This is a genomic window from Lysobacter silvisoli (genome assembly GCF_003382365.1).
Classification (GTDB): Bacteria; Pseudomonadota; Gammaproteobacteria; order Xanthomonadales; family Xanthomonadaceae; genus Lysobacter; species Lysobacter silvisoli.
In genome coordinates, this window is sequence record NZ_QTSU01000004.1 from 55,643 (window position 1) to 74,207 (window position 18,565).

The 18,565-nt window shown below is 68.3% G+C and carries 20 protein-coding genes; 9 read left to right on the plus strand and 11 right to left on the minus strand.

Annotation, left to right across the window (positions count from 1 at the left end; genetic code table 11):
• Nucleotides 1-164: 164 nt before the first annotated feature.
• The 4 genes from DX914_RS17960 (at nucleotide 165) to DX914_RS17975 (ending at nucleotide 4,146) form a co-directional block, all read left to right on the plus strand.
• A complete protein-coding gene (locus DX914_RS17960) occupies nucleotides 165-1,616 on the plus strand; it encodes a tectonin domain-containing protein (RefSeq protein ID WP_115861372.1) in 1,452 nt (483 codons plus the stop codon).
• A gap of 157 nt (nucleotides 1,617-1,773) precedes the next feature.
• Nucleotides 1,774-2,610: an AraC family transcriptional regulator gene (locus tag DX914_RS17965; protein WP_115861374.1), complete on the plus strand. Its 837-nt coding sequence runs from the start codon at nucleotides 1,774-1,776 to the stop codon at nucleotides 2,608-2,610.
• 46 nt (nucleotides 2,611-2,656) lie between these two features.
• Nucleotides 2,657-3,265, plus strand: coding sequence for a class I SAM-dependent methyltransferase (locus DX914_RS17970; RefSeq protein ID WP_115861376.1), 609 nt, complete (start codon nucleotides 2,657-2,659; stop codon nucleotides 3,263-3,265).
• Nucleotides 3,262-4,146 carry a DMT family transporter gene (locus DX914_RS17975; protein ID WP_115861378.1) on the plus strand — a complete coding sequence of 295 codons (885 nt, stop codon included), beginning with the start codon at nucleotides 3,262-3,264 and terminating at the stop codon, nucleotides 4,144-4,146. The genes DX914_RS17970 and DX914_RS17975 overlap by 4 nt, the downstream gene beginning before the upstream one ends.
• Before the next feature lie 659 nt (nucleotides 4,147-4,805).
• On the opposite strand, the gene DX914_RS17980 is transcribed toward DX914_RS17975, so the two are convergent.
• Complete coding sequence (locus DX914_RS17980; RefSeq protein WP_115861381.1) at nucleotides 4,806-6,170, minus strand: pentapeptide repeat-containing protein; 1,365 nt, start codon at nucleotides 6,168-6,170, stop codon at nucleotides 4,806-4,808.
• Nucleotides 6,151-6,675: a hypothetical protein gene (locus DX914_RS17985; RefSeq protein ID WP_115861383.1), complete on the minus strand. Its 525-nt coding sequence runs from the start codon at nucleotides 6,673-6,675 to the stop codon at nucleotides 6,151-6,153. Before DX914_RS17985 ends, DX914_RS17980 begins: the two co-directional genes overlap by 20 nt.
• A gap of 325 nt (nucleotides 6,676-7,000) precedes the next feature.
• Between DX914_RS17985 and DX914_RS17990 the strand changes: the two genes are divergently transcribed.
• Nucleotides 7,001-7,225, plus strand: a complete 225-nt coding sequence (locus DX914_RS17990) for a hypothetical protein (protein WP_115861385.1) — start codon at nucleotides 7,001-7,003, stop codon at nucleotides 7,223-7,225.
• A gap of 39 nt (nucleotides 7,226-7,264) precedes the next feature.
• On the opposite strand, the gene DX914_RS17995 is transcribed toward DX914_RS17990, so the two are convergent.
• Complete coding sequence (locus DX914_RS17995) at nucleotides 7,265-7,675, minus strand: hypothetical protein (RefSeq protein WP_147300721.1); 411 nt, start codon at nucleotides 7,673-7,675, stop codon at nucleotides 7,265-7,267.
• 190 nt (nucleotides 7,676-7,865) lie between these two features.
• Between DX914_RS17995 and DX914_RS18000 the strand changes: the two genes are divergently transcribed.
• The gene (locus DX914_RS18000; protein ID WP_147300722.1) at nucleotides 7,866-8,366 is read left to right on the plus strand and encodes a nuclear transport factor 2 family protein; all 501 of its coding nucleotides are present in this window, start codon (nucleotides 7,866-7,868) and stop codon (nucleotides 8,364-8,366) included.
• Nucleotides 8,367-8,379: 13 nt separating this feature from the next.
• Here the strand turns inward: DX914_RS18000 and DX914_RS18005 are convergent, their stop codons facing one another.
• The 7 genes from DX914_RS18005 to DX914_RS18035 all read right to left on the minus strand — a co-directional run bounded on the left by DX914_RS18005 (nucleotide 8,380) and on the right by DX914_RS18035 (nucleotide 15,368).
• The gene (locus tag DX914_RS18005; RefSeq protein WP_115861391.1) at nucleotides 8,380-8,823 is read right to left on the minus strand and encodes a hypothetical protein; all 444 of its coding nucleotides are present in this window, start codon (nucleotides 8,821-8,823) and stop codon (nucleotides 8,380-8,382) included.
• Between the two features lie 94 nt (nucleotides 8,824-8,917).
• Nucleotides 8,918-9,484, minus strand: a complete 567-nt coding sequence (locus DX914_RS18010; protein WP_115861393.1) for a hypothetical protein — start codon at nucleotides 9,482-9,484, stop codon at nucleotides 8,918-8,920.
• Between the two features lie 151 nt (nucleotides 9,485-9,635).
• Nucleotides 9,636-11,735 (minus strand): catalase, encoded by a 2,100-nt coding sequence (locus DX914_RS18015; protein WP_115861395.1) that lies wholly within the window; start codon nucleotides 11,733-11,735, stop codon nucleotides 9,636-9,638.
• Nucleotides 11,736-11,846: 111 nt separating this feature from the next.
• Entirely contained in the window at nucleotides 11,847-13,139 is a 1,293-nt protein-coding gene (locus DX914_RS18020) for a phospholipase D-like domain-containing protein (protein ID WP_115861397.1), read from the minus strand.
• Between the two features lie 71 nt (nucleotides 13,140-13,210).
• Entirely contained in the window at nucleotides 13,211-14,437 is a 1,227-nt protein-coding gene (locus tag DX914_RS18025) for a DUF418 domain-containing protein (RefSeq protein WP_158549391.1), read from the minus strand.
• 31 nt (nucleotides 14,438-14,468) lie between these two features.
• Nucleotides 14,469-14,702 (minus strand): hypothetical protein, encoded by a 234-nt coding sequence (locus DX914_RS18030; RefSeq protein WP_115861401.1) that lies wholly within the window; start codon nucleotides 14,700-14,702, stop codon nucleotides 14,469-14,471.
• A gap of 327 nt (nucleotides 14,703-15,029) precedes the next feature.
• On the minus strand, nucleotides 15,030-15,368 hold the full coding sequence (locus tag DX914_RS18035) for a hypothetical protein (protein WP_115861403.1): 339 nt from the start codon (nucleotides 15,366-15,368) through the stop codon (nucleotides 15,030-15,032).
• Between the two features lie 142 nt (nucleotides 15,369-15,510).
• Here DX914_RS18035 and DX914_RS18040 point away from each other — a divergent pair, with 142 nt between their 5' ends.
• On the plus strand, nucleotides 15,511-15,975 hold the full coding sequence (locus DX914_RS18040) for an Lrp/AsnC family transcriptional regulator (protein ID WP_115861405.1): 465 nt from the start codon (nucleotides 15,511-15,513) through the stop codon (nucleotides 15,973-15,975).
• Here DX914_RS18040 and DX914_RS18045 read toward each other — a convergent pair.
• Entirely contained in the window at nucleotides 15,947-16,921 is a 975-nt protein-coding gene (locus DX914_RS18045) for a LysR family transcriptional regulator (RefSeq protein ID WP_425480704.1), read from the minus strand. The two genes, DX914_RS18040 and DX914_RS18045, sit on opposite strands and share 29 nt — an antisense overlap.
• A 95-nt stretch (nucleotides 16,922-17,016) precedes the next feature.
• Between DX914_RS18045 and DX914_RS18050 the strand changes: the two genes are divergently transcribed.
• Together DX914_RS18050 and DX914_RS20305 are read left to right on the plus strand one after the other, a co-directional pair.
• Nucleotides 17,017-18,084 carry an L-dopachrome tautomerase-related protein gene (locus DX914_RS18050; RefSeq protein ID WP_115861409.1) on the plus strand — a complete coding sequence of 356 codons (1,068 nt, stop codon included), beginning with the start codon at nucleotides 17,017-17,019 and terminating at the stop codon, nucleotides 18,082-18,084.
• 234 nt (nucleotides 18,085-18,318) lie between these two features.
• A complete protein-coding gene (locus tag DX914_RS20305; RefSeq protein ID WP_158549393.1) occupies nucleotides 18,319-18,456 on the plus strand; it encodes a hypothetical protein in 138 nt (45 codons plus the stop codon).
• The last annotated feature ends 109 nt before the right edge of the window (nucleotides 18,457-18,565 follow it).

The following is an 18,565-nucleotide window of genomic DNA, read 5'->3' on the forward strand; positions in this document are numbered from 1 at the left end:
CGGCGTCGGCTTGAACTTAAGCCACAAATTTTGTGATGGAATGCCGCTTCCCCCGAGTGTCCACGGTGCCATGACGCCGCCAGGCAGATACCCGCCCGGCCGTGCCCTGCATGCCGCCGAGCGCACGCCTGCCCCGACCTTTCCTTCTCAATCCGGAGTAGCGCATGGCGACGTATCTGATGGCGGCAAACGGCAACGACGGCTCGTTCTGGGCTTTGAATTCGGCCCAACAGGCGCTGCGTTACCTGGGCAATTCCTCGGTGCAGACCGAGGCCTCGCAAGCGCTGACCGGCATCGCGGTGGCCAACGCCAACGCCGTCTTCGGGCTCAGCGCCGCGGGCGAGGTCTACCAACTGGTCAACACGCCCTACCAGTCCACCCCCTGGGCGCCGATGTGGCATGTCAGCACCAGCGCCGACGGCAGCGTCTGGGGCGTGGACGGCAACGGCAACGTCTTCCAATGGAGCAACGGACAGTGGGAGGTGCGCCCCAACGGCGGCGCCTACGCGCTGTTCGTGGCGGTGGGCGACGGCGGCAACGTCTGGACCATCGACAACAACAGCGGCTGGTGGGGCGGCCCGGGGGCGCCCTACAAATGGAACGGCAGCGCATTCGCGCCGGTGGCCGGCGCGCCGGAAGCGCAATGGATCTCGATCGCGCCGGACGGCACGGTCTGGCTGCAGTCTCACGACAACCGCACGCTGACCCTGGAAGGCGGCAACTGGCGGGTGGTGGCCAGCAACACGCCGGACCTGTTCGGCATCGCCGCCGGCAGCGGCGGCCTGCTCTATGGCTGGGATTTCGGCTGCGCCTACGTGCTCAGCGGCGGCGTCTGGCAGTACCTCGACAGTCCCGGCTCCTGCGCCAGCGTCGGCGTGGCCGCCGACGGCACCCTGCTGGTCGACGGCACGCCGGTCAACCGCCTGGCCGGCTTCGGCGCCTGGCAGCCGCTGACTTTCCCGAACCGCACCCTGGACCTGATCGCGATCAACGAGCACCAGATGTACGCGCTGGACGTACAGACCGGGCGCTACCTGCAATGGGCCGGCAGCACCTGGCAGAAGATCGCCGGCAGCAACTTCGCCTCGCTCTCGGCCGGCGTGGACGGCACGCTGTGGGCGGTGGATCGCGCCCAGGCCATCTGGAGCTACGACGGCAGCGCCTGGCAGCCGGTGCCCGGCACCATGGCCAAGGTGTCGGTGGGCTCGGCGCAGTACATCGCCGGCCTGGACCCCAGCGGCAAGCTGTTCTTCTACACCGGCGGCGGTTGGCAGGCCATCGCCTCGCCCACCACCGGCGCGATGTTGGACGTGGCCATCGGCGCCGATGCCTCGTTGTTCGCCATCGACGGCGCCAACCATTTGTGGTCGCGCATCGCCCCGGGCGACTGGAGCATCGTCGGCACCATGCAGCTGCAGCAGGTGGACGCCGCCGACCGCTACCACGTCTGCGGGGTGACCCTGGTGGACGGCGGCCACAACGCGGTCTGGTCCGGCGCCGGCGTGGCGGTGGGCGCGGACCATCACCTGCACGGCTATTTCAAGGCGCCGGGTTGGGAAGCGCACCAACGCAAACTGCGCGAGCAGGGCCAGCAAAGCGAGCGCACGCAGCCGTAAGCGCCCGCGGCCCGAATCGAGAAGCGGGGGCCGCCGGCTCGGCGGCCCTGTCCCGCGCCACGAAATCACGCCCCGCGCACGCCACCACCGTACGAACGATCAAATGCCGCTCCGCCGCGCCTTGCTAGGGTGCGTTGGACGGACTTGAGAGCAACGTATGTCGATCGTGGACAAGGCCCTGTGGGTGATCGAGCGCAACTCGGACAGCGGGCTGAACCTGTCCGGCGTGGCCGAGGCCTGCGGCGTATCGCGCTCGCACCTGGCCAGCGCCTTCGGCAGCCGCACCGGCTGGCCGCTCATGAAATACCTGCGCGCGCGCCGCCTGAGCTGCGCGGCGCAACTGCTGGCGCAGGGCGCGCCCGACATCCTCGGCGTGGCTCTGGAAACCGGCTACGGCTCGCACGAGGCCTTCACCCGCGCCTTTCGCGAACAGTTCGGCGTGCCGCCCGAGCGCGTGCGCGAACGTGGCAGCACCGAAGGTCTGGCTCTGGTCGCACCGCTGGACCTGCGTGCGCGCGAACGGCCCGCACTGCCGCCGCCGTGGCTCAGCGAGGGACCGGCGATCCGTGCCGTCGGTCTGTCGCGCCGGCACAGTTTCGACAAGGTCATCGGCATTCCGATCCAGTGGCAGGTGTTCATGGCCTCGCACTACGGCCGCATCGCCCATCGCAGCGACGGCATTCCGATCGGCCTGCATTATCCGGCCGACGACGAGGGCGGCTTCGACTATGTCTGCGCCGCGGAAGTGAGCGCGTTCGGCCGCGTGCCGCAGGGTCTGACGCGGATCGAACTGCCGCCCTGCCGCTACGCGGTGTTCGAGCACCGCGGCCATGTATCCACCCTGTTCGACACCTACGCCGCGATCTGGAACGAGGCCCTGCCCGAGCACGGCTGGCGCCCGGCGCCGGCACCGATCGTCGAGCGCCATGCCCCCGATTTCGACCCAGACACCGGCGAAGGCGGGCTGAGCTTGTGGATTCCCTTGACCGTCTGACCGCCGGAATCGTCTACGCTGCCCACGCTACCGGGAGGACCCCCCCATGCCCCACCCGAAGACCAGCAATGCCCGCACCGTCGCCGCCTACGAGAACTGCGCGCGCGCCTACGCTGCCGACGTGCCGCCGCCCACGGGCTGGGCCGCCGAATCGCTGCAACAGCTCGCCGACGGCCTGCCCGCCGGCAGCCGCGTGCTGGAAATCGGCTCCGGCCCGGGCTGGGACGCCGACTTTCTCGAGCAGCGCGGCGTGCAGGTGCACCGCACCGACGTGACCGTGACCTTCTGCGATTTGCAGATCGAGCGCGGCAAACAGGCGCAGGTGCTGGACGTGCTGACCGACGACATCGCCGGCCGTTACGACGGCATCGCCATGCTCTGCGTGCTGCAGCACTTCGAGCGGCCCGATCTGGACGTGGTGCTGCGCAAGTTCGCCGGCGCGCTGCATGCCGGCGGCCTGGCGCTGTTGTCGTACCCGCTGGGCGAGGACGAGTACTGGCAGAAGACCGACTCCGGCGACTACCGCGTGGTGCGCTGGACCGCCGCCGGCTTGGACCGGCGTCTGGGCGCAGCGGGCTTCACCGTGGTCTGGGACAAGGAACAACAGTTCGACTCCGGCCCCTGGCGCGCGGTGCTCGCGCGGAGCGCCGCATGAGCCGGCGCGGCTGGTGGCTGTTCCTGGCGCTGGGGCTGATCTGGGGCATTCCGTATCTGCTGATCCGCATCGCGGTGGGCGAACTGCCGCCGGTGTTCGTCGCCTTCGCGCGCACCGGCATTGGCGCCCTGCTGTTGCTGCCGATCGCGATGATGCGCGGCGAGCTGCGCGCGGCGCTGCGGCACTGGCGCCCCCTGCTGCTGTTCACCCTGGTCGAAATCAGCGTGCCCTGGTGGCTGTTGGGCTACGCAGAGACGCGCATCAACAGCTCCACCGCCGGACTGCTGATCGCGCTGGTGCCGGTGATCACCGCCGGACTGATGGCTGCCAGCGGGCGCGAGACGCTGGACGGCCGCCGCGCGTTGGGCCTGGCGTTGGGTCTGGGCGGCGTGGCCGCGCTGGTCGGTCTGCATATCGACCTGTCGCACGGCTGGGCCGTGGCCGCGGCCTTGGCCACGGCGCTGGGTTACGCGCTGGGGCCGATCGTGATCAGCCGCTCGCTGTCCGCGGTGCCGCCGCTGGGCGTGATCGCCGCATCGCTGGCGCTGGCCACGCTGCTGTATGTGCCGTTCGCGCTTCCGCTGTGGCCGGCGCAGGTCGGCCTGCAGGCCGGCGCCGCGGTGCTCACCCTGGGTGTGGTCTGCACCGCGGTGGCGTTCCTGCTGTTCTTCGCCTTGATCGCCGAGGTCGGGCCCACGCGCGCCACGGTGATCACCTACGTCAATCCGGTGGTGGCGCTGCTGCTGGGCGTGACCTTGCTGGACGAGCCGCTGACCGCAGGCATGCTGGTCGGTTTCGCGCTGGTGCTGCTGGGTTCGTTCCTGGCCACCTCGCGTGGCGGGTCCGCGCACGGCACCGCGCCGGCGCGAGAGCGCGCCTGACCCGTCGCCATCTGACCTGTAGGAGCTGCGCAAGCTGCGACCGAGAATCCGCAACTACGTCGCAGCCCTCACTCCCCTTGCTCCCCTGCTTCCACCTTTGCTTGTCTTCCCCCTTTGACAAAGGGGGATTGAGGGGATTTGCTTTTGCTGTTGTTGTTAGGAGCAACAGCAACAGCTTCCGTCCGCAAGCGGCCGGGTAACTTTCTTTTGATAAGCGTCAAAAGAAAGTAACCAAAGAAAAACGCTACGCCAGAGCTCCCGTGCGAGAGCGATGCGTGCGCGGGGATTTTTCGATAGGCCATCCCTGGCCTAGCGAAAAACGGCGCACATCCTGTGCGCCGCCCTCCGGGTCTTCTATTGGTACTGCGAGTTCGGTGCCCGAGCGGGGAGCAAGAGCATTCGCGCGTTGCGCTCACCCCCTCACCCTAGCCCTCTCCCGTAAACGGGAGAGGGACTGATCCGACGCCGCTGTTGTTTTAGCCCCTCTCCCGCTTGCGGGGTGAGGGGCAGCGCTTGCGAGCCACTGGCTCGCGCTGCACCGAACGCCCGACCGCTGTGCGGTCGGGCCGGGGTGCGGGTTGGGGTGAGGGCACGCGGAACCGCACTCTCGCGCCGCAGCGAACGCCCAACCGCCGTCCAGTCAGGCAGCCCCGACCGCATTACCAGCTACACGGCCCCTGCCTGCCATTCGGGCAAGTCGTGGTCGCGTCGGTCTTGGCGGTATGCCCGTAGCGCAGCCCGCTCACATCCGCGCCGGTCAGATTGGCGCCGCGCAAATCCGTGCCGTACACCAAGGTGTTGATCAGCTTCGCGTTGACCAGCACCGCACGGCGGTAGTCCGACATCTGGATGTCCGCTCCGCTCAGGTCGGCGCCGGTCATCTGCGCCTCGACGAAGGTGCCCATCAGCCGGTCCGCGCGCAGGTCGGCGCCCTCCAGCTTGGCACGCGTGTAGTCGCCGACCACGTCGGCGCCCTGCATATTGGCCCGGTTGAGGCTGCCGTCCACCGCGTTGAAGCGGTGCAGCGAGGCATGGCGCAGATCCGCGCCCTCCAGCGTCACGCGCGGCGCGTTCTTGCCATCCAGCGTGGCCCCGCGCAGGTCGCAGTTCGGGCATTCGTTGCTGTCGTACAGGATCTGCCGGTTGCGCGCGATGTGCGCCGACACATAGTCCGCGCACGGCCCCTTGTTGCCCGCCGGACAGGTGGTGGCGGCATCGGACTTGGCGCACAAGCGGAAGCCTTTGCCGGCGCAGGTGGCGCCGGTGAAGTCCGCGTTGAGCAGGTCGGCGCCGCTGAAGTCGATCTGATCCATCGGTGCGCGTCGCTGCGCCTGCAGCCCGGTGAACTTCACTCCCGCCGCCTTGGCGCCGACGAAGCTGCCCATCTCCATTCGCACCCCGCTGAAATCGGCCCCGCGCAGGTCGCTGCGCGCGAAATCCAGGCGAACCAGCGACGACCCGCGCCAATCGGTCTCCAGCAGCTGCGCACCGGCGAACTTGTTGCCGGTCAGCTGGCTGTCCTTGAAGCGTGCCGCGCTCAGATCGAAGCCGCTGAAGTCCGCATCCAGTTGCGCCCGGCTCAGGTCCACGCCGCGCACCTGCGCGCCGTTCCAGCGCGCCGAGCGCAGATTCGCACCGCTCAGGTCGGCGCCGTTCAAGTCCACGCCCGTCAGCACCGCCGCCTGCAGGTTGACGCCGCGCAGTTTCGCCCCGGTCAGGCGCGACCGGCTCAAGTCGTAGCCGCTGAGGTCGTGACCCTCGGCCAGTTCCGCCTGGCTCAGATCGCAAGCCGGACAAGAACGCGGGTGGTTGAGGCGGTACATCGCCTCCGGGTCCGCCGCCCGCGCCGGCCCGGCCGCGGCCAGCCCCACTGCACAAACAATCCCCCAGACCCATCCCTTCATGGCACGCCCCCTGTGGCCGAAAGGCGGACAGTAGCCCAGGCAGTGGCCACTGTCGCGACCGTCCGGCCGATCCGCCCCACCGCTCGGGATGGCGTGCTGGTCAGGCGTCCCGAACCTCATCCGGCCGCCGCACGCACCGCAGCGCCCAGGCGGCACGGAACTCGAGCAAAGCCGGTGCCACGCACAAGACCAAGGCCGGCGCGATCGCCGCGATCCAGGCTGCCGGCCCCAGCGCCGGTGCACGCCGATGCCAGCCACTGAGCGAAGTGTCGGCGTAGACGAACACCGCGATCGCCAAACCAGCGATCGGCGCCATGTCCAGCACGCTGTGCACATGCTGCTCGATCGGCCGCAGATCCCGCCGCCCGTAGGCGCTGCGCGTGTCCAGGTAACCGACCACCGCATGCGCCAACACCAGCATGGTCAATACCACCAGCACGCTGCGCGTGAGTACCAGGGCCATGGCCAAGCTGATCCCTACGCCCATCAGGCCCAGCTGCAGCAAATGCAGAGACGACTCGCGCAAGCCCGAAGTGCGGGGCAGATCGGTGCGCCGATGGCAGATGAAGTCGGCCAGGCCCGCCAGCAGCCAGATCAGATAGCCCGTGTAAAGTGCGGCGTTCATCGTTCCCGCCCGAGTGCGCGCGCACCCATCGGTGCCGGCGGATGCGTGGCGATCCCCTTCTTCCGGAGCTTGGGGCTGGGCAGCGTACCGGTGCTCACAGGCTCGCCTCCTTTCGGCGGCGCGGTCGGGCCGCACGGTTGCGATACAGGCGCGCATGCACTGGCCGCAGGGCGCGAACGCGGATGCGCAGCCGGACCATGGGCGAAGCGGCGTTAGTTCCGCGTCGTCATTCGGGAAAGCCTGCCCTCACATCGGTCCACGGCCTGCCCTTCGCGGCCGAACCGGCGTGGCGATGAGATGGCTGCGCGCAGGAACATGCCGCGCCATGAAGTACAAAGACGGCACCGACATCGCGCCGGGCGACATTCTCAGCATCGATGGCGTCTACCGAGGCAAGGTCATCGCATCGATGGACACCGGGCGCTATTTGCCCGGCGAAGAGTCATGGTCCTATCTGCTGCACAGCATCATGGTCGACACCGACTTCGCTGGCCTGGTGTATTACACGCACGACGCGTGCGACGAGTTGGAGCTGTTGCGACGTCCCTGAGCGATAGGGAAGGTAGTGCAACGCTGCAGCCGCTAGCGCTCAATCGGAGATCCACCCCTGGGCATAGGGCCCGCCGCAGCGCTGGACCACCTCCGGATACGCGCGAGCGACGAACTGCTCGGGCAGTTCGCCGCCGCCGATATGGATTTTGGCACCGAACCGCACGACGCCGCCGGCATGGGACTCGCGCAGGAACAGGCCGCGTGCGTCTCGGCCGATCGTGGTGCCTGGGGTCCACAGCATCGTCGTGCGCCGCCGGCCGCCGTCCAGCTTCACGCAGCCACGCTCCACCAGCAGCCGACCGACGTACCCGGCGGTCAGCGCTATGCCAACGGTGCCCGGCGGAGGCGGCGCTTCCCTCGGCAGGTAAGGCAAGGGCGTCTGGTGCTCGGCGGTACCGGCACATGCGGCCAACAGCAGGCCTATCGATACCATAACGGCCGGTTTCATCCCGGAGTCTCCTGCCTCTGTCCATGAGGAGCGGCTACCACGCGGGGAGCCACGGCGCTCTCGGATTGTTGGACGCGGACTCACCGCTCGGCAAGGGCCGGGGGGCCGATTCCTACGGGCATGCGCCGAATCGTTAGCGCGCTTGACCTATGCTTGCTCTAACGAATGTCTGCCCCCTACCGGATGCGCCATGCGAGCCCTTTTGCTACCGCTGTTGCTGATGCCCCTGCAGGCCGCTGCCGCCGAGTCCACACCGCAAGCCGCGGTCGCCGCCCTATGGCGCGCGTCTTCCAACGCTCCCGGCGGCAGTGCCGACAGCGCCACGTTGCGGCGTCTGTTCCATCCGGAAGCCGTGGTCTTCGGCGGCCGCTACAAAGATGGGCAGCCCGCGTTGAAGCGCAGCTCCGGCGAAGCCTTCCTTAAGAATTTCGAGCAGCCCAGCGACAAGGGTTTCTACGAGTGCGAAGTGGTGCGCACCGTGCACACCTACGACCGCTTCGCGACGGCCTACAGCGTGGTGGAGTCGCGCGCCGATCCGACCGCGGCCAAGCCGGACTTCGTCGGCGTCAACAGCGTGCAGCTGTACCGCGAGGGCGATCAGTGGCGTGTGCTGTCGCTGTACTACCATGTCGAGAAGCCGGGCCTGGCCATCGACCTGGGTGGCGGGCAGCCGGGGAAATGCCTGGAATGACGCGAGCCCCGGTCTAGTTCGGGCGCAGGCCCTTCAACACGGCGTTGGCCGCCTCGATCTCGGCCTCGCTCGCGTCTTCGGAGGTAATGACGACGAGGTTGGCGAACCAGGTGGGCGTGGAGTACACGCAGCTGGTGTAGCCCCGCGATTCTTCGCTGTCGTCCTGGCCGACCAGATGGTGGTCGCAGGTCCAGTCCTCCGGCACCGCCAACTCGCGTGCAGGCAGGTCGGCACCCGCGGGCGCAACGCGGGCGAACTGGGTGTTCAAGCCCTTGCTCAGCTGCGCCGATACCACCGCCTGCTGGCGCAGCGGACGGAAGCTCTGGAATTCGGTCACGCCTATGGCCACACCCAGTTCGCGGCGCATGATCATGATCTGCATCGAATCCGCAGCGCCGGCGCCCTTGAATTCCGCGGACCATTGGGCCGGATCGAACGGCAGGGCGACGTGGCGCAAGGGCGCGGTAGGCGTAAATCCATCGCTGGAGCCGCAAGCAGCCAGTGCAAGTACGGCTAGCGATAGCAGTGCGCGCGTCATCGTGTAGCCGCCCTCAGTAGTAGACCGTCTGCACCCGATACTCGACCACCGCCGGATGGCCGTTCTCGATCTTGCGCCCCAGCAGGCCGGTCACGCAGGAATTCACCGGCGTTGTGGCCGGCACCGGCACACCGGACGCTCCGGTCAGGCGAACGTCGCAGGAAACATAGGGCGACACGCGCAGGTCCACGCTGTACTTCTCGCCGGCGTTGGGGGTGAAGGTCCAGGTGTAGGTGCATTCGCGGTTCTGGCCGAAGTTGGCCTCGATGTACCAGAACGCCAGGGTGACCGGGCGGTCCGCGGGCAGGCGGATCGGCGCCATGGGCTGCTTGAGGCGCTTGCGCGCGACCAGCACGCCCTTTTCCTTCGCCTCGCAGGCGGCGTCCTCGTATTTCCATACATGCCAGTGCTTGCCCAGACCGCCACCGGTGGACTGCGACTGCAGGTCGAAGGCCAGTTCCGCCGAGGGTGCATCGCCCTTGACCAGGGCCTGCGGCGACAGGCAGCCGGTCAGCAGCAAGAAGGCGACGCAGGTCGCCACCCGGGCCGCCACGGAGGTGGCGGCGATAACGCTGGTCATGAGATCCCCTGATTCGGACGCGATGCGTTCGGACGCGATACGCGGCGCCTTCCCCAGGCGCCGCCAAGCCGGCTGAGCTTATGCAAGCCGGCTGCCGCCCACAATGGGCGCAGGCATCGGCGCGCCGGGACGGTGGACCGGCGCGCAATCGCTAGGCCAGCGTGCGCACCCGCGGCTCGCGCGCCCATTGCCGCCCCTTCGCCGCCGCCACGAATGCGCGCGCATCGCCCGCGTCCAGCACGGCGGGATCGGGTTCCACACCGCCGGCCGCGAGCACGCGGCGGCCGCCGGCATCGACGGCGATCGCCTTCAGGTGCGCATAGGCGTCGCGCACGAAGTCGACCGCGGCGCCCTCCTTGGCCAGACGTTGGCCGGCACTGTCGCTCAGCACCAGCGCGACGGCGTCGAACACCAGCGAGGGCGTGCCGGCCAACTGGCCGTCGGCCGGCAAGGTCTTGCCGTCGCTGAGTTTGGCGCCGCCGATGCGCGGGGCGACGATCTTGACCTGGGCGCCGGCCGCTTCGACGGCCTTGCGCAGCGCGCGCACGCTGGTCGCGTCCGAGCCGTCGTCGACCAGCAATCCCACGCAGCGCCCCTGCAGCGTGGGCTTCATGCGGTCGATGATGCGCAATGCCGGCGACAGGGGCAGATCCTGGACAGGCGCGGCGGCGCGCGGGGCGGGCGGCAGCTTCGGCAGCCCCAGGCCGTCGGCCACGCGGCGCGCCAGCGCCGGATCGATGTGGCGCAGATGGCCGACCACGGCCTCGCGCACGTGCGGGGTGCCTACCTTGGACAGTTCGAACACCAGCGCCGAGGCCAGATGCGCCTGCTCGTGCTCGCTCTGGCTGCGGTAGAACAGACGCGCCTGGCTGTAGTGATCGGCGAAGCTCTGCGGACGTACGCGTCCCTTGACCCCATCGTCCGCCGGCACCGCGGCACTGCGGAAACCGCCGGGCGTTTCGCGCGGGGACTGCGGGTCCAGCGAGCTGGGCTCGTAATTCACCCGGCCTCGCGGCCGCAGCATCTGCATGCGTGCATCGCGTTGCAGGTTGGCGAACGGGCACTTGGGCGCGTTGATCGGCAATTGATGGAAATTGGGCGAGCCCAGCCGCGACAGCTGGGTATCCAGATAGGAGAACAAGCGCCCCTGCAGCAGCGGATCGTTGGAAAAATCGATGCCGGGCACCACGTGGGAGGGGCAGAACGCCACCTGCTCCGTCTCGGCGAAGAAGTTGTCGGGCCAGCGGTCCAGCACCAGGCGGCCGACGGTCGTCAACGGGACCAATTCCTCGGGGATCAGCTTGGTCGCGTCCAGGTGATCGAAGGGCAAGGCGTCGGCCTGCTCCTGGGTGAACAATTGCACCGCCAGCCCCCATTCCGGGTAATCCCCGCTGCTGATGGCTTCGAACAGATCGCGGCGGTGGAAATCCGGATCGGCGCCGGCCAGCTTCACCGCCTCGTCCCACAAGGTGGACTGCAGGCCCAGCTTGGGCCGCCAATGGAACTTGACGAAGGTGGAGCGGCCCTTGGCGTCCAGCAGGCGGAAGCTGTGCACGCCGAAGCCCTCGATCATCCGCAGCGAACGCGGCAGGGTGCGGTCGGACATCACCCACATGATCATGTGCATGGTTTCGGGCGTCAGCGACACGAAGTCCCAGAAGGTGTCGTGCGCGCTGGCCACCTGCGGGAAGCCGCGGTCCGGCTCCATCTTCACCGAATGCACCACGTCGGGAAACTTCATCGCGTCCTGGATGAAGAACACCGGAATGTTGTTGCCCACCAGGTCCCAGTTGCCTTCCTGGGTATAGAACTTCACGGCGAAGCCGCGCACGTCGCGCGGAGTGTCGATCGACCCCGCGCCGCCGGCCACGGTGGAAAAGCGGCAAAAGGCCGGCGTGCGCTGACCCACTTCGGTCAGGATGCGCGCGGTGGTGTAGCGCGCCAGCGACCGGGTCAGCTCGAAGTAGCCATGCGCGCCGGAACCGCGTGCATGCACGATGCGCTCGGGTATGCGCTCATGGTCGAAATGGGTGATTTTTTCGCGCAGGGCGAAGTCTTCCAGCAAGCCGGGACCGCGCTCGGTGGCGCGCAGCGAGTTCTGGTTGTCCGACAGGGGCAAGCCCTGATTGGTGGTCAGCGGCGGGTGCTTGCCGCCGGCGGTCTGATGCAACTCGCCGCCGTGGCCGGCACTCGCATCGCCGCCGTCGCGGCGCGTGACGACCTTGGACTTGGCAGCTTTTTTGGTAGCCATGGTGGGCTCCGGTGCGGGTGAACCAATGCGGCCGTCTGCCGCGATCCGGACCATGCTGCGCAGCGCGCAGTGAGCATCGCGTAGTGTAAGCAGCCTGCGTTCACCCTACCGTTACAACTGCGACTTCAGCGGCCGCACGAATTTCTCGAACAGGCGCTCGCTCCAGGGCCGCTGCTGCCAGTCTTCCAGGGTGTAGCGGCGCGCGGCGCGCAGGTCCGACTCGAACACCGCGGTCATGGCATCGGCGAAGCCGCGGTCGTAGACGTTGAGGCTGGCCTCATCGTTCAGGCGAAACGAACGGATGTCGAAATTGGTGGACCCCACCGAGGTCAGTTCGCGGTCCACGATCAGCATCTTGATGTGCATCATCGTGGGCTGGTATTCGTGGATCTCGATGCCGGACTGGAGCAAGGTCTTCCACTGCGCCTTCGACGCCAGGCGCACGGTGTCGGAGTCGGTGTGCTCGCCGGGCACCAGGATGCGGATGCGCACGCCGCGGCGGCGCGCGTCCAGCAGCGCGCGCATGACCAGGTCGTCGGGCACGAAATAGGCCGCCGCCAGGTCGATGGACTGGCGCGACGCCGCGATCGCCATGAGCACCATCAGATGCATGCTGTCGCTGCCGCCGGCCGGCGAGCTGATGAACAGCTGCGCATCCATGTCGCCCGCGCGGCCCAAGGCCGGATAGAACTCGGGCCCGTGCAGGACCACGCCGGTGGACTTGACCCAGTTGTCGTTGAAGCCGGCCTGCATCTGCGCCACCGCCGGGCCTTCGATGCGGAAGTGCGATTCGCGCCAGTGCTTGGGGTCCTGGGCATGGCCGCGCCATTGGTCGGCGATGCCCACGCCGCCGGTGAAGCCGACCGTGCCGTCCACTACCAGCAGCTTGCGATGCGTACGGTTGTTGACGCGGTCCAGGTTGTACCAGGCCAGCGGCCGATACTGGCGTATGCGCACGCCGGCGCGCTCCATCTCCTCGATCTGGTCCTCGTCCATCTTGGCGCTGCCCAGCCAGTCCACGGTCAGGTAGACCTGCACGCCGGCGCGCGCACGCTCGGACAGGGCGCGGCTGAACTCGCGACCGGTTTCGCCCGACCAGTAGATATAGGTTTCGAAGGTGATGGTGCGGCGCGCGGACCGGATCGCCTGCAGCATGGCCGGAAAGATTTCCTCGCCGTTCTGAAGCGCCGTGACCCGGTTGCCCGGCAACACCGCCGGCCCCAGCAGCGTGCCCATCTCGCGGCGGAACTGCGCCGAGGCGATCGGATAGCGATGCGGCGGCGCATGTGCCAGCTGCTTCTCCGGCCCGCCCAGGTTGAGCGCGATCAGGCTGAAGGCGGCGGTCAGCAGCACCGCGCCCAACACGGTCCAGATCGCGCGGCGGCGGGTCCATCGTGCCGGCATGGCGGCCCTCCCGACAGGAATCCGCCTACTGTGCGCATGGCGCTACAGCGCGGCGTGAAGGCGCGCAGGCCCTAGTCGGCCACCGCGCCCAGCACTGCCCGCGCGCGCTTGCGCAGGCGCGGCCGGCGACCGTAAGTTGCCCAGCGCCACAGCCACTCCATCGGCCCGTAGTGGAAGCGCGCCAGCCAGGCATGGCTCCACCACAGCTGCAGGCACAGCACCGTGGCCGCGACGATCAGCACCGCCGCCATGCCGTAGTCGGGGCCTATGCCAGCGCCGATGCCGTAGAACACGCCGATGCCGATCAGGGTCTGGGCCAGATAATTGCTCAAGGCCATGCGGCCCAACGGCGCCAGCACGCGCAGGCGCCGCGCCCAGGCCGGGCGGCAGAACAGCAGAGCGAAGCCGGCGGCATAGGCGATGCCCAGCGCCAAGGGACCGATGCGGACCAGCATGCGCATGAGGGTGCGCGCCGGGTCGGCTTCCAACAGCGGCCAAGCCGCGCGTAGCGGTGCCTGCACGCTGCCTAGCACGGTCGCGGCGACACCGATCAGCAGCGTGCCGATGAAGATCTTGCGCAGCAGTGCGCGGTGTTGCTCCGGCGCCGCCAGTAAACCTTTGCGGCCGGCCCAATAGCCCAGCAGGAAGCGTCCGAGCACGAAGCAGATCAGACCCCAGTTGGTCACGCGCATCCAGGTGGACAGGGTGACGTTGCCGTCCAGCGCCACGCCGACCTGCGGCGAGGAAAACGCCACCAGCGCGCGCGAGTACATCTCCGGCTGGCTCGGGAACTGCGCGATCAGCGGCTTCATGTAGGGCGAAATCAGCGGCGGCAGCAGGGTGATCGCCACGCCCAGCACCAGCAGGCTGCGGTCGGACAGGTTGCGCAGCGGCAGCATCAGCAGGCCGACCAGCGCGTAAAGGAACAGGATGTCGCCCCACCACACTAGCCAGGCGTGCACCGCACCTATGGCCATCAGCACCAGCAGGCGCCGCACGTAGCGGGCCAGCCCGTCCTCGCCGCGCGCGCCGGCGCGCTGCAACTGCAGCGAGAAGCCCAGGCCGAACAGCAGCGAGAAGATGGTGATGAACTTGATGCTGACCAGCCAGTCCACCACGGTGATCGCCAGGGTGTCGAAGGCGGCGCTGGGCAGGGCCCGCTGCGAGGCCTCGTCCAGGAAATCGTACAGGCTCAGCGACAGCAGGTTGACCAGGCAGACGCCGATCAGGGCGAATCCGCGCAGGGCGTCGATGGCGTCGTGGCGGTGTTGGGTGGGGCCCGTTGCGGATTCGGTCATCGGCAGTAGAGAGTTCTCAGCTAGCGAAACTTCAATCGCCGGCATCAGGATCGGGGCGATCTCGACGCTTGCGCATACGCAGGAGCAGATGAGCGCCGACCGCGCTGATCCCCAGCCCCATGATCATGAACTGCCACCAGGGCAGGAGAACCAGTTGGAAGTAATGCGCAGTGCGGCCGGTCTGCCAGGCCGGGCCTACTTGGATAGGCGCAGCGCCCAACACGGTCGGGGCGAACATGAGCGCTATACCGAATAGCAGCAGCATGGCGCCTACCCTGCCTGTCCAACGATGGGCCATCGAATCTCCGTTGCCAACGGATTGGCGCTGAGGAGCGCAGTCTACCCGCGCTAGGCGTTGCGCGGTCCCCACCAGCCGCGCAGCTTCGCGCCCAGGCCGCGGCGGCAGCAGGGTTCGGCCGTGCGCAGCAGGCGTTCGCTCAGGCCGGGCTCGCCAGGCCGCAATTGCAGCCATTCGATCGGCTGCCCTTGCGCATCTGCGATGGTCAGCGGCGGTGCTCGGCGGCCGGTGCGCGGCCGTCAATCGCAAGGCCGGCGCCTTGCGCCGAACCGGTTCGGCCGCCTCGGCATCCGGCTAACGCAGCAGCCTGAGCAGCAACGCCAAGGCCACGAACCCCAGCACCACCACCGCGCCGACGATGGTGACCCACTTCGCGAACAGCCGGCCATCGTCGACCGGCCGCATGGATTCGAACGCGCTGACATCCACCGACAGCGCAGGCACGTGCTCGGGGTCGCGCAGCAAGCGCAGCGCGTCCTCGACCTGTTCGTCCAAGTAGACGAACAGCACCCATTGCTCGCCCAGGCGCTGGCCTTCGATCTGCATCGCATGCGTGGGCACGCCCTTGCGGCGCAGGCGCGACTGCATCTGCGCCAAGGTGTCGGCGTGGTGAAAACGGGCGATGAACCGCATGGCATTCCCCTCTATCGCGGCGCAGTGTGCCCGAACGCGGCGCTCGGCGGCCGACGGCGCAGGCCCGGATTGGCTGCGCAGCCGCGCGTCGATGCGCGCCATTGGCATATTCTGTCGGCATTGCCAGCCGCCGGGGCAGCCCATGCCAGTCAAGCTCGACGAAATCGACCGCCGCATCCTCCGCGCCCTGCAGCGCGATGGCCGTCTGCAGAACAACGAACTGGCCCAGGAGATCGGCCTGTCGCCCTCGCCCTGCCTGCGCCGGGTGCGGCTGCTGGAGGAGGCCGGGGTGATCGAGCGCTATGTGGCGGTGGTGGACGCGGCCAAGGTCGGCATCGGCACCACCTTGTTCACCCGGGTCTGGCTGACCGCGCAGGACGCCGACACCATCGAGCGCTTCATCGCGGCGATGAAGCGGCTGCCGCAGGTGATGGAGTGCTACATCATGCTCGGCGACTGCGACGCGCTGCTGCGCGTGGCGGTGGAGGACCTGGCCGATTACCGCCGCTTCCAGACCCGGCATCTGACCCGCGACAACGGCATCCAGAACGTCAAGACCGACCTGCCCAGCGAGGTGGTCAAGCAGAGTTTCGCGCTGCCGGTGTAAGCGTGCGGTCGCCGGCCGCATCCGCGTCGTGGCCGCTCGCCGCCGCGGTTTCCCGGCAGCGTTCGGCCAGGAACTCGCGCAAGCGCTGCACCGCCGGGCTGAGCAGACGCCGGTCCGGGCTGACCAGGTGCAAGGGTGTGGCTTCGCCGCGCCAGCCCTCGCATAACGGCAGCAGTCGTCCGGCCGCTAGGTCGTCGGCGACGTCCAGCCAGGATTTGTAGGCGATGCCCAAGCCCGCCAGCGCCCAGCGGTGCACGGCCTCGCCATCGTCGCTGATGCGGTCGCCACGCACTTCCACGGCATGCGGCTTGCCATCGGGCGAGGTGAAACGCCACAGCGTATGCAGCTCGTCGGAGAGCATGAAGCGCAAGCAGTTGTGTTCGCCTAGCCGCAGAGGCGTGTCTGGCGCGCCGTGGCGGTCCAGGTAGTCCGGCGCGGCGCACAGCACCCGGCGGTTGCCCGGCAGCAGCGGCAGCGCGATCAGCGACGAGTCCGGCGGCACGCCGTAACGCAGCGCCACGTCCACCGGCTGGCGGTAGATGTCGGCCACGCGATCGGACAACTGCAACCGCAACTGCAGCCGCGGATGCGAGCGCTGGAAGGTTTCCAGCCAGCGCAACAAGGCATGGCGGCCGAAGTCCGACGGCGCGGAGATGCGCAGTTCGCCGCGCAACTCGCCGCCGTCGCCGCGTAAGGACTGCGCGCCTTCGTCCAGGCTGCGTAGCGCCTCGCGCGCATGGGCGAGGAAGCGCTCGCCTTCGGCGGTCAGGCGCAGGCTGCGGGTCGAGCGCACGAACAACTGCGCGTCCAGTTCGGCCTCCAAGCGCTTGAGCGCGGCGCTGGCCACGGCCGGGCTTTGGTCGAGCTGGCGCGCGGCGGCGGACAGGCTGCCCAGTTCGGCAGTGCGGACGAACACGCGTAAGTCGGCCAGCGCCTTCATTTTCAAACCAGGATTGAAACTGAAACCCTTTATGGCGTCTTTTTCATCTACAGGCAAGAACCGAACCTGTGCCCTGTCTCCACTCCTCGCACAGGCTTCGAATGAAACGTTCGCTCACCACGTCCCTGACCGCCGCGTTGCTGCTGATCGGCCAGCTCCCGGCCCAGGCCGCCGATACGCCCGCACGCAGCGGCGCCGAATTGGAAACCGTGCTGGCCTCCGACCTACGCCCCGGCAACGTGGCCGCCTCGCCCGACGGCCGCGTGTTCATCACCTACCACGCGCTGGGCGATGCGCCCCTGCAGTTGGCCGAGATCAAGGACGGGCGCGCCGTGCCGTATCCAGACCTGAGCCTGCAGAAGAACGGCACCGCACCTTCGGATGCGACCATCGATTCGCCGCTGGGCATCCAGGTCGACCGCCGCCAGCGGTTGTGGGTGATCGACATGGGTCTGAACCTGGGCAAGACCCGGCTGTGGTCGTTCGACCTGCGCAAGAACCGGGCGCTGCCGGTGATCGAACTGCCCGCCGACGTCGCACCCAAAGGCAGCTTCGTCCAGGACTTCGCAGTCGACGAGCGCCGCGGCTGGGTCTATCTGGCCGACATCGCCAACCCGGGCCTGATCGCGCTGGAGCTGAGCACCGGCAAGGCGCGGCGCTACGGCGGTCATCCGTCGCTGCAGAGCGAGAACATCGACATGGTCATCGACGGCAAGACCGTCGCCTTCGGCGGCAAGCCGGCGCGCGTGGGCGTGAACCCGCTGACCCTGTCCGACGACCGCGAGACCCTGTACTTCGGCGCCATGAACGGCACGCGCTGGTACCGCCTGCCGACGCGGCTGCTGCGCGAAGGCCGTAGCGACGCGGACATCGCCGCGGCCATCGAAGTCGCCGGACCCAAGCCGATCAGCGACGGCGTGGCCACCGACCGCAAGGGCCGCCACTACTACACCGACCTGCAGCGCCACGCCGTCAGCCGGCTCTCGCGCGACGGCCAGGTGCGCGATCTGGTGCGCGACCCGCGCCTGAACTGGCCCGACAACCTCAGCCTGGGCCCGGACGGCTGGGTCTACGTGGTCGCCAACCAGTTGCAACTCACGCCGGCGTTCACCGGCGCGCAAGACCAAGGCCGTCCGCCCTATTACGTCTATCGCTTCAAGGCGCCTTGAGCGCAGCCGCGCACCGCTCCGAGGCCGCAAAGGCCGGCTCCATGCCGGTCCTTGCGGCCGAATCGCAAGGCCATGGCCGCTGCAGCTTTCGCCGTCGCCGCATCGGACGCGCAGCCGCGACCGCCGTCACGGCTTATGCCGATTGGTCATGAAAGTTTTTGATGAAACTGTTGACAAGCCGCGAACCGGCATGTTTTTCTCAGGCCCATGACGCAGCGCAACAAGCACCCGCAGATGAAGACGCTCCAGGCCGCCACGGCCTCGAACGACGTCGCGCGCGTCGCGCTCCGACTCGCCCCGGCGATCGCCACGATTATTCTCGTCCTCGTACTTATTACCTCGCTTGCCAGCGCGGGAGTCGGGTTCGTGTAGCCACACCACACCACCCAAGGTCGACAGAACCTCGAACCCCGCGCCCGAAAAGGCGCGGGGTTTTTCGTTTTGCGGCCGCGAATTCCTCGTCAGACAGCCCCTTAGGAAC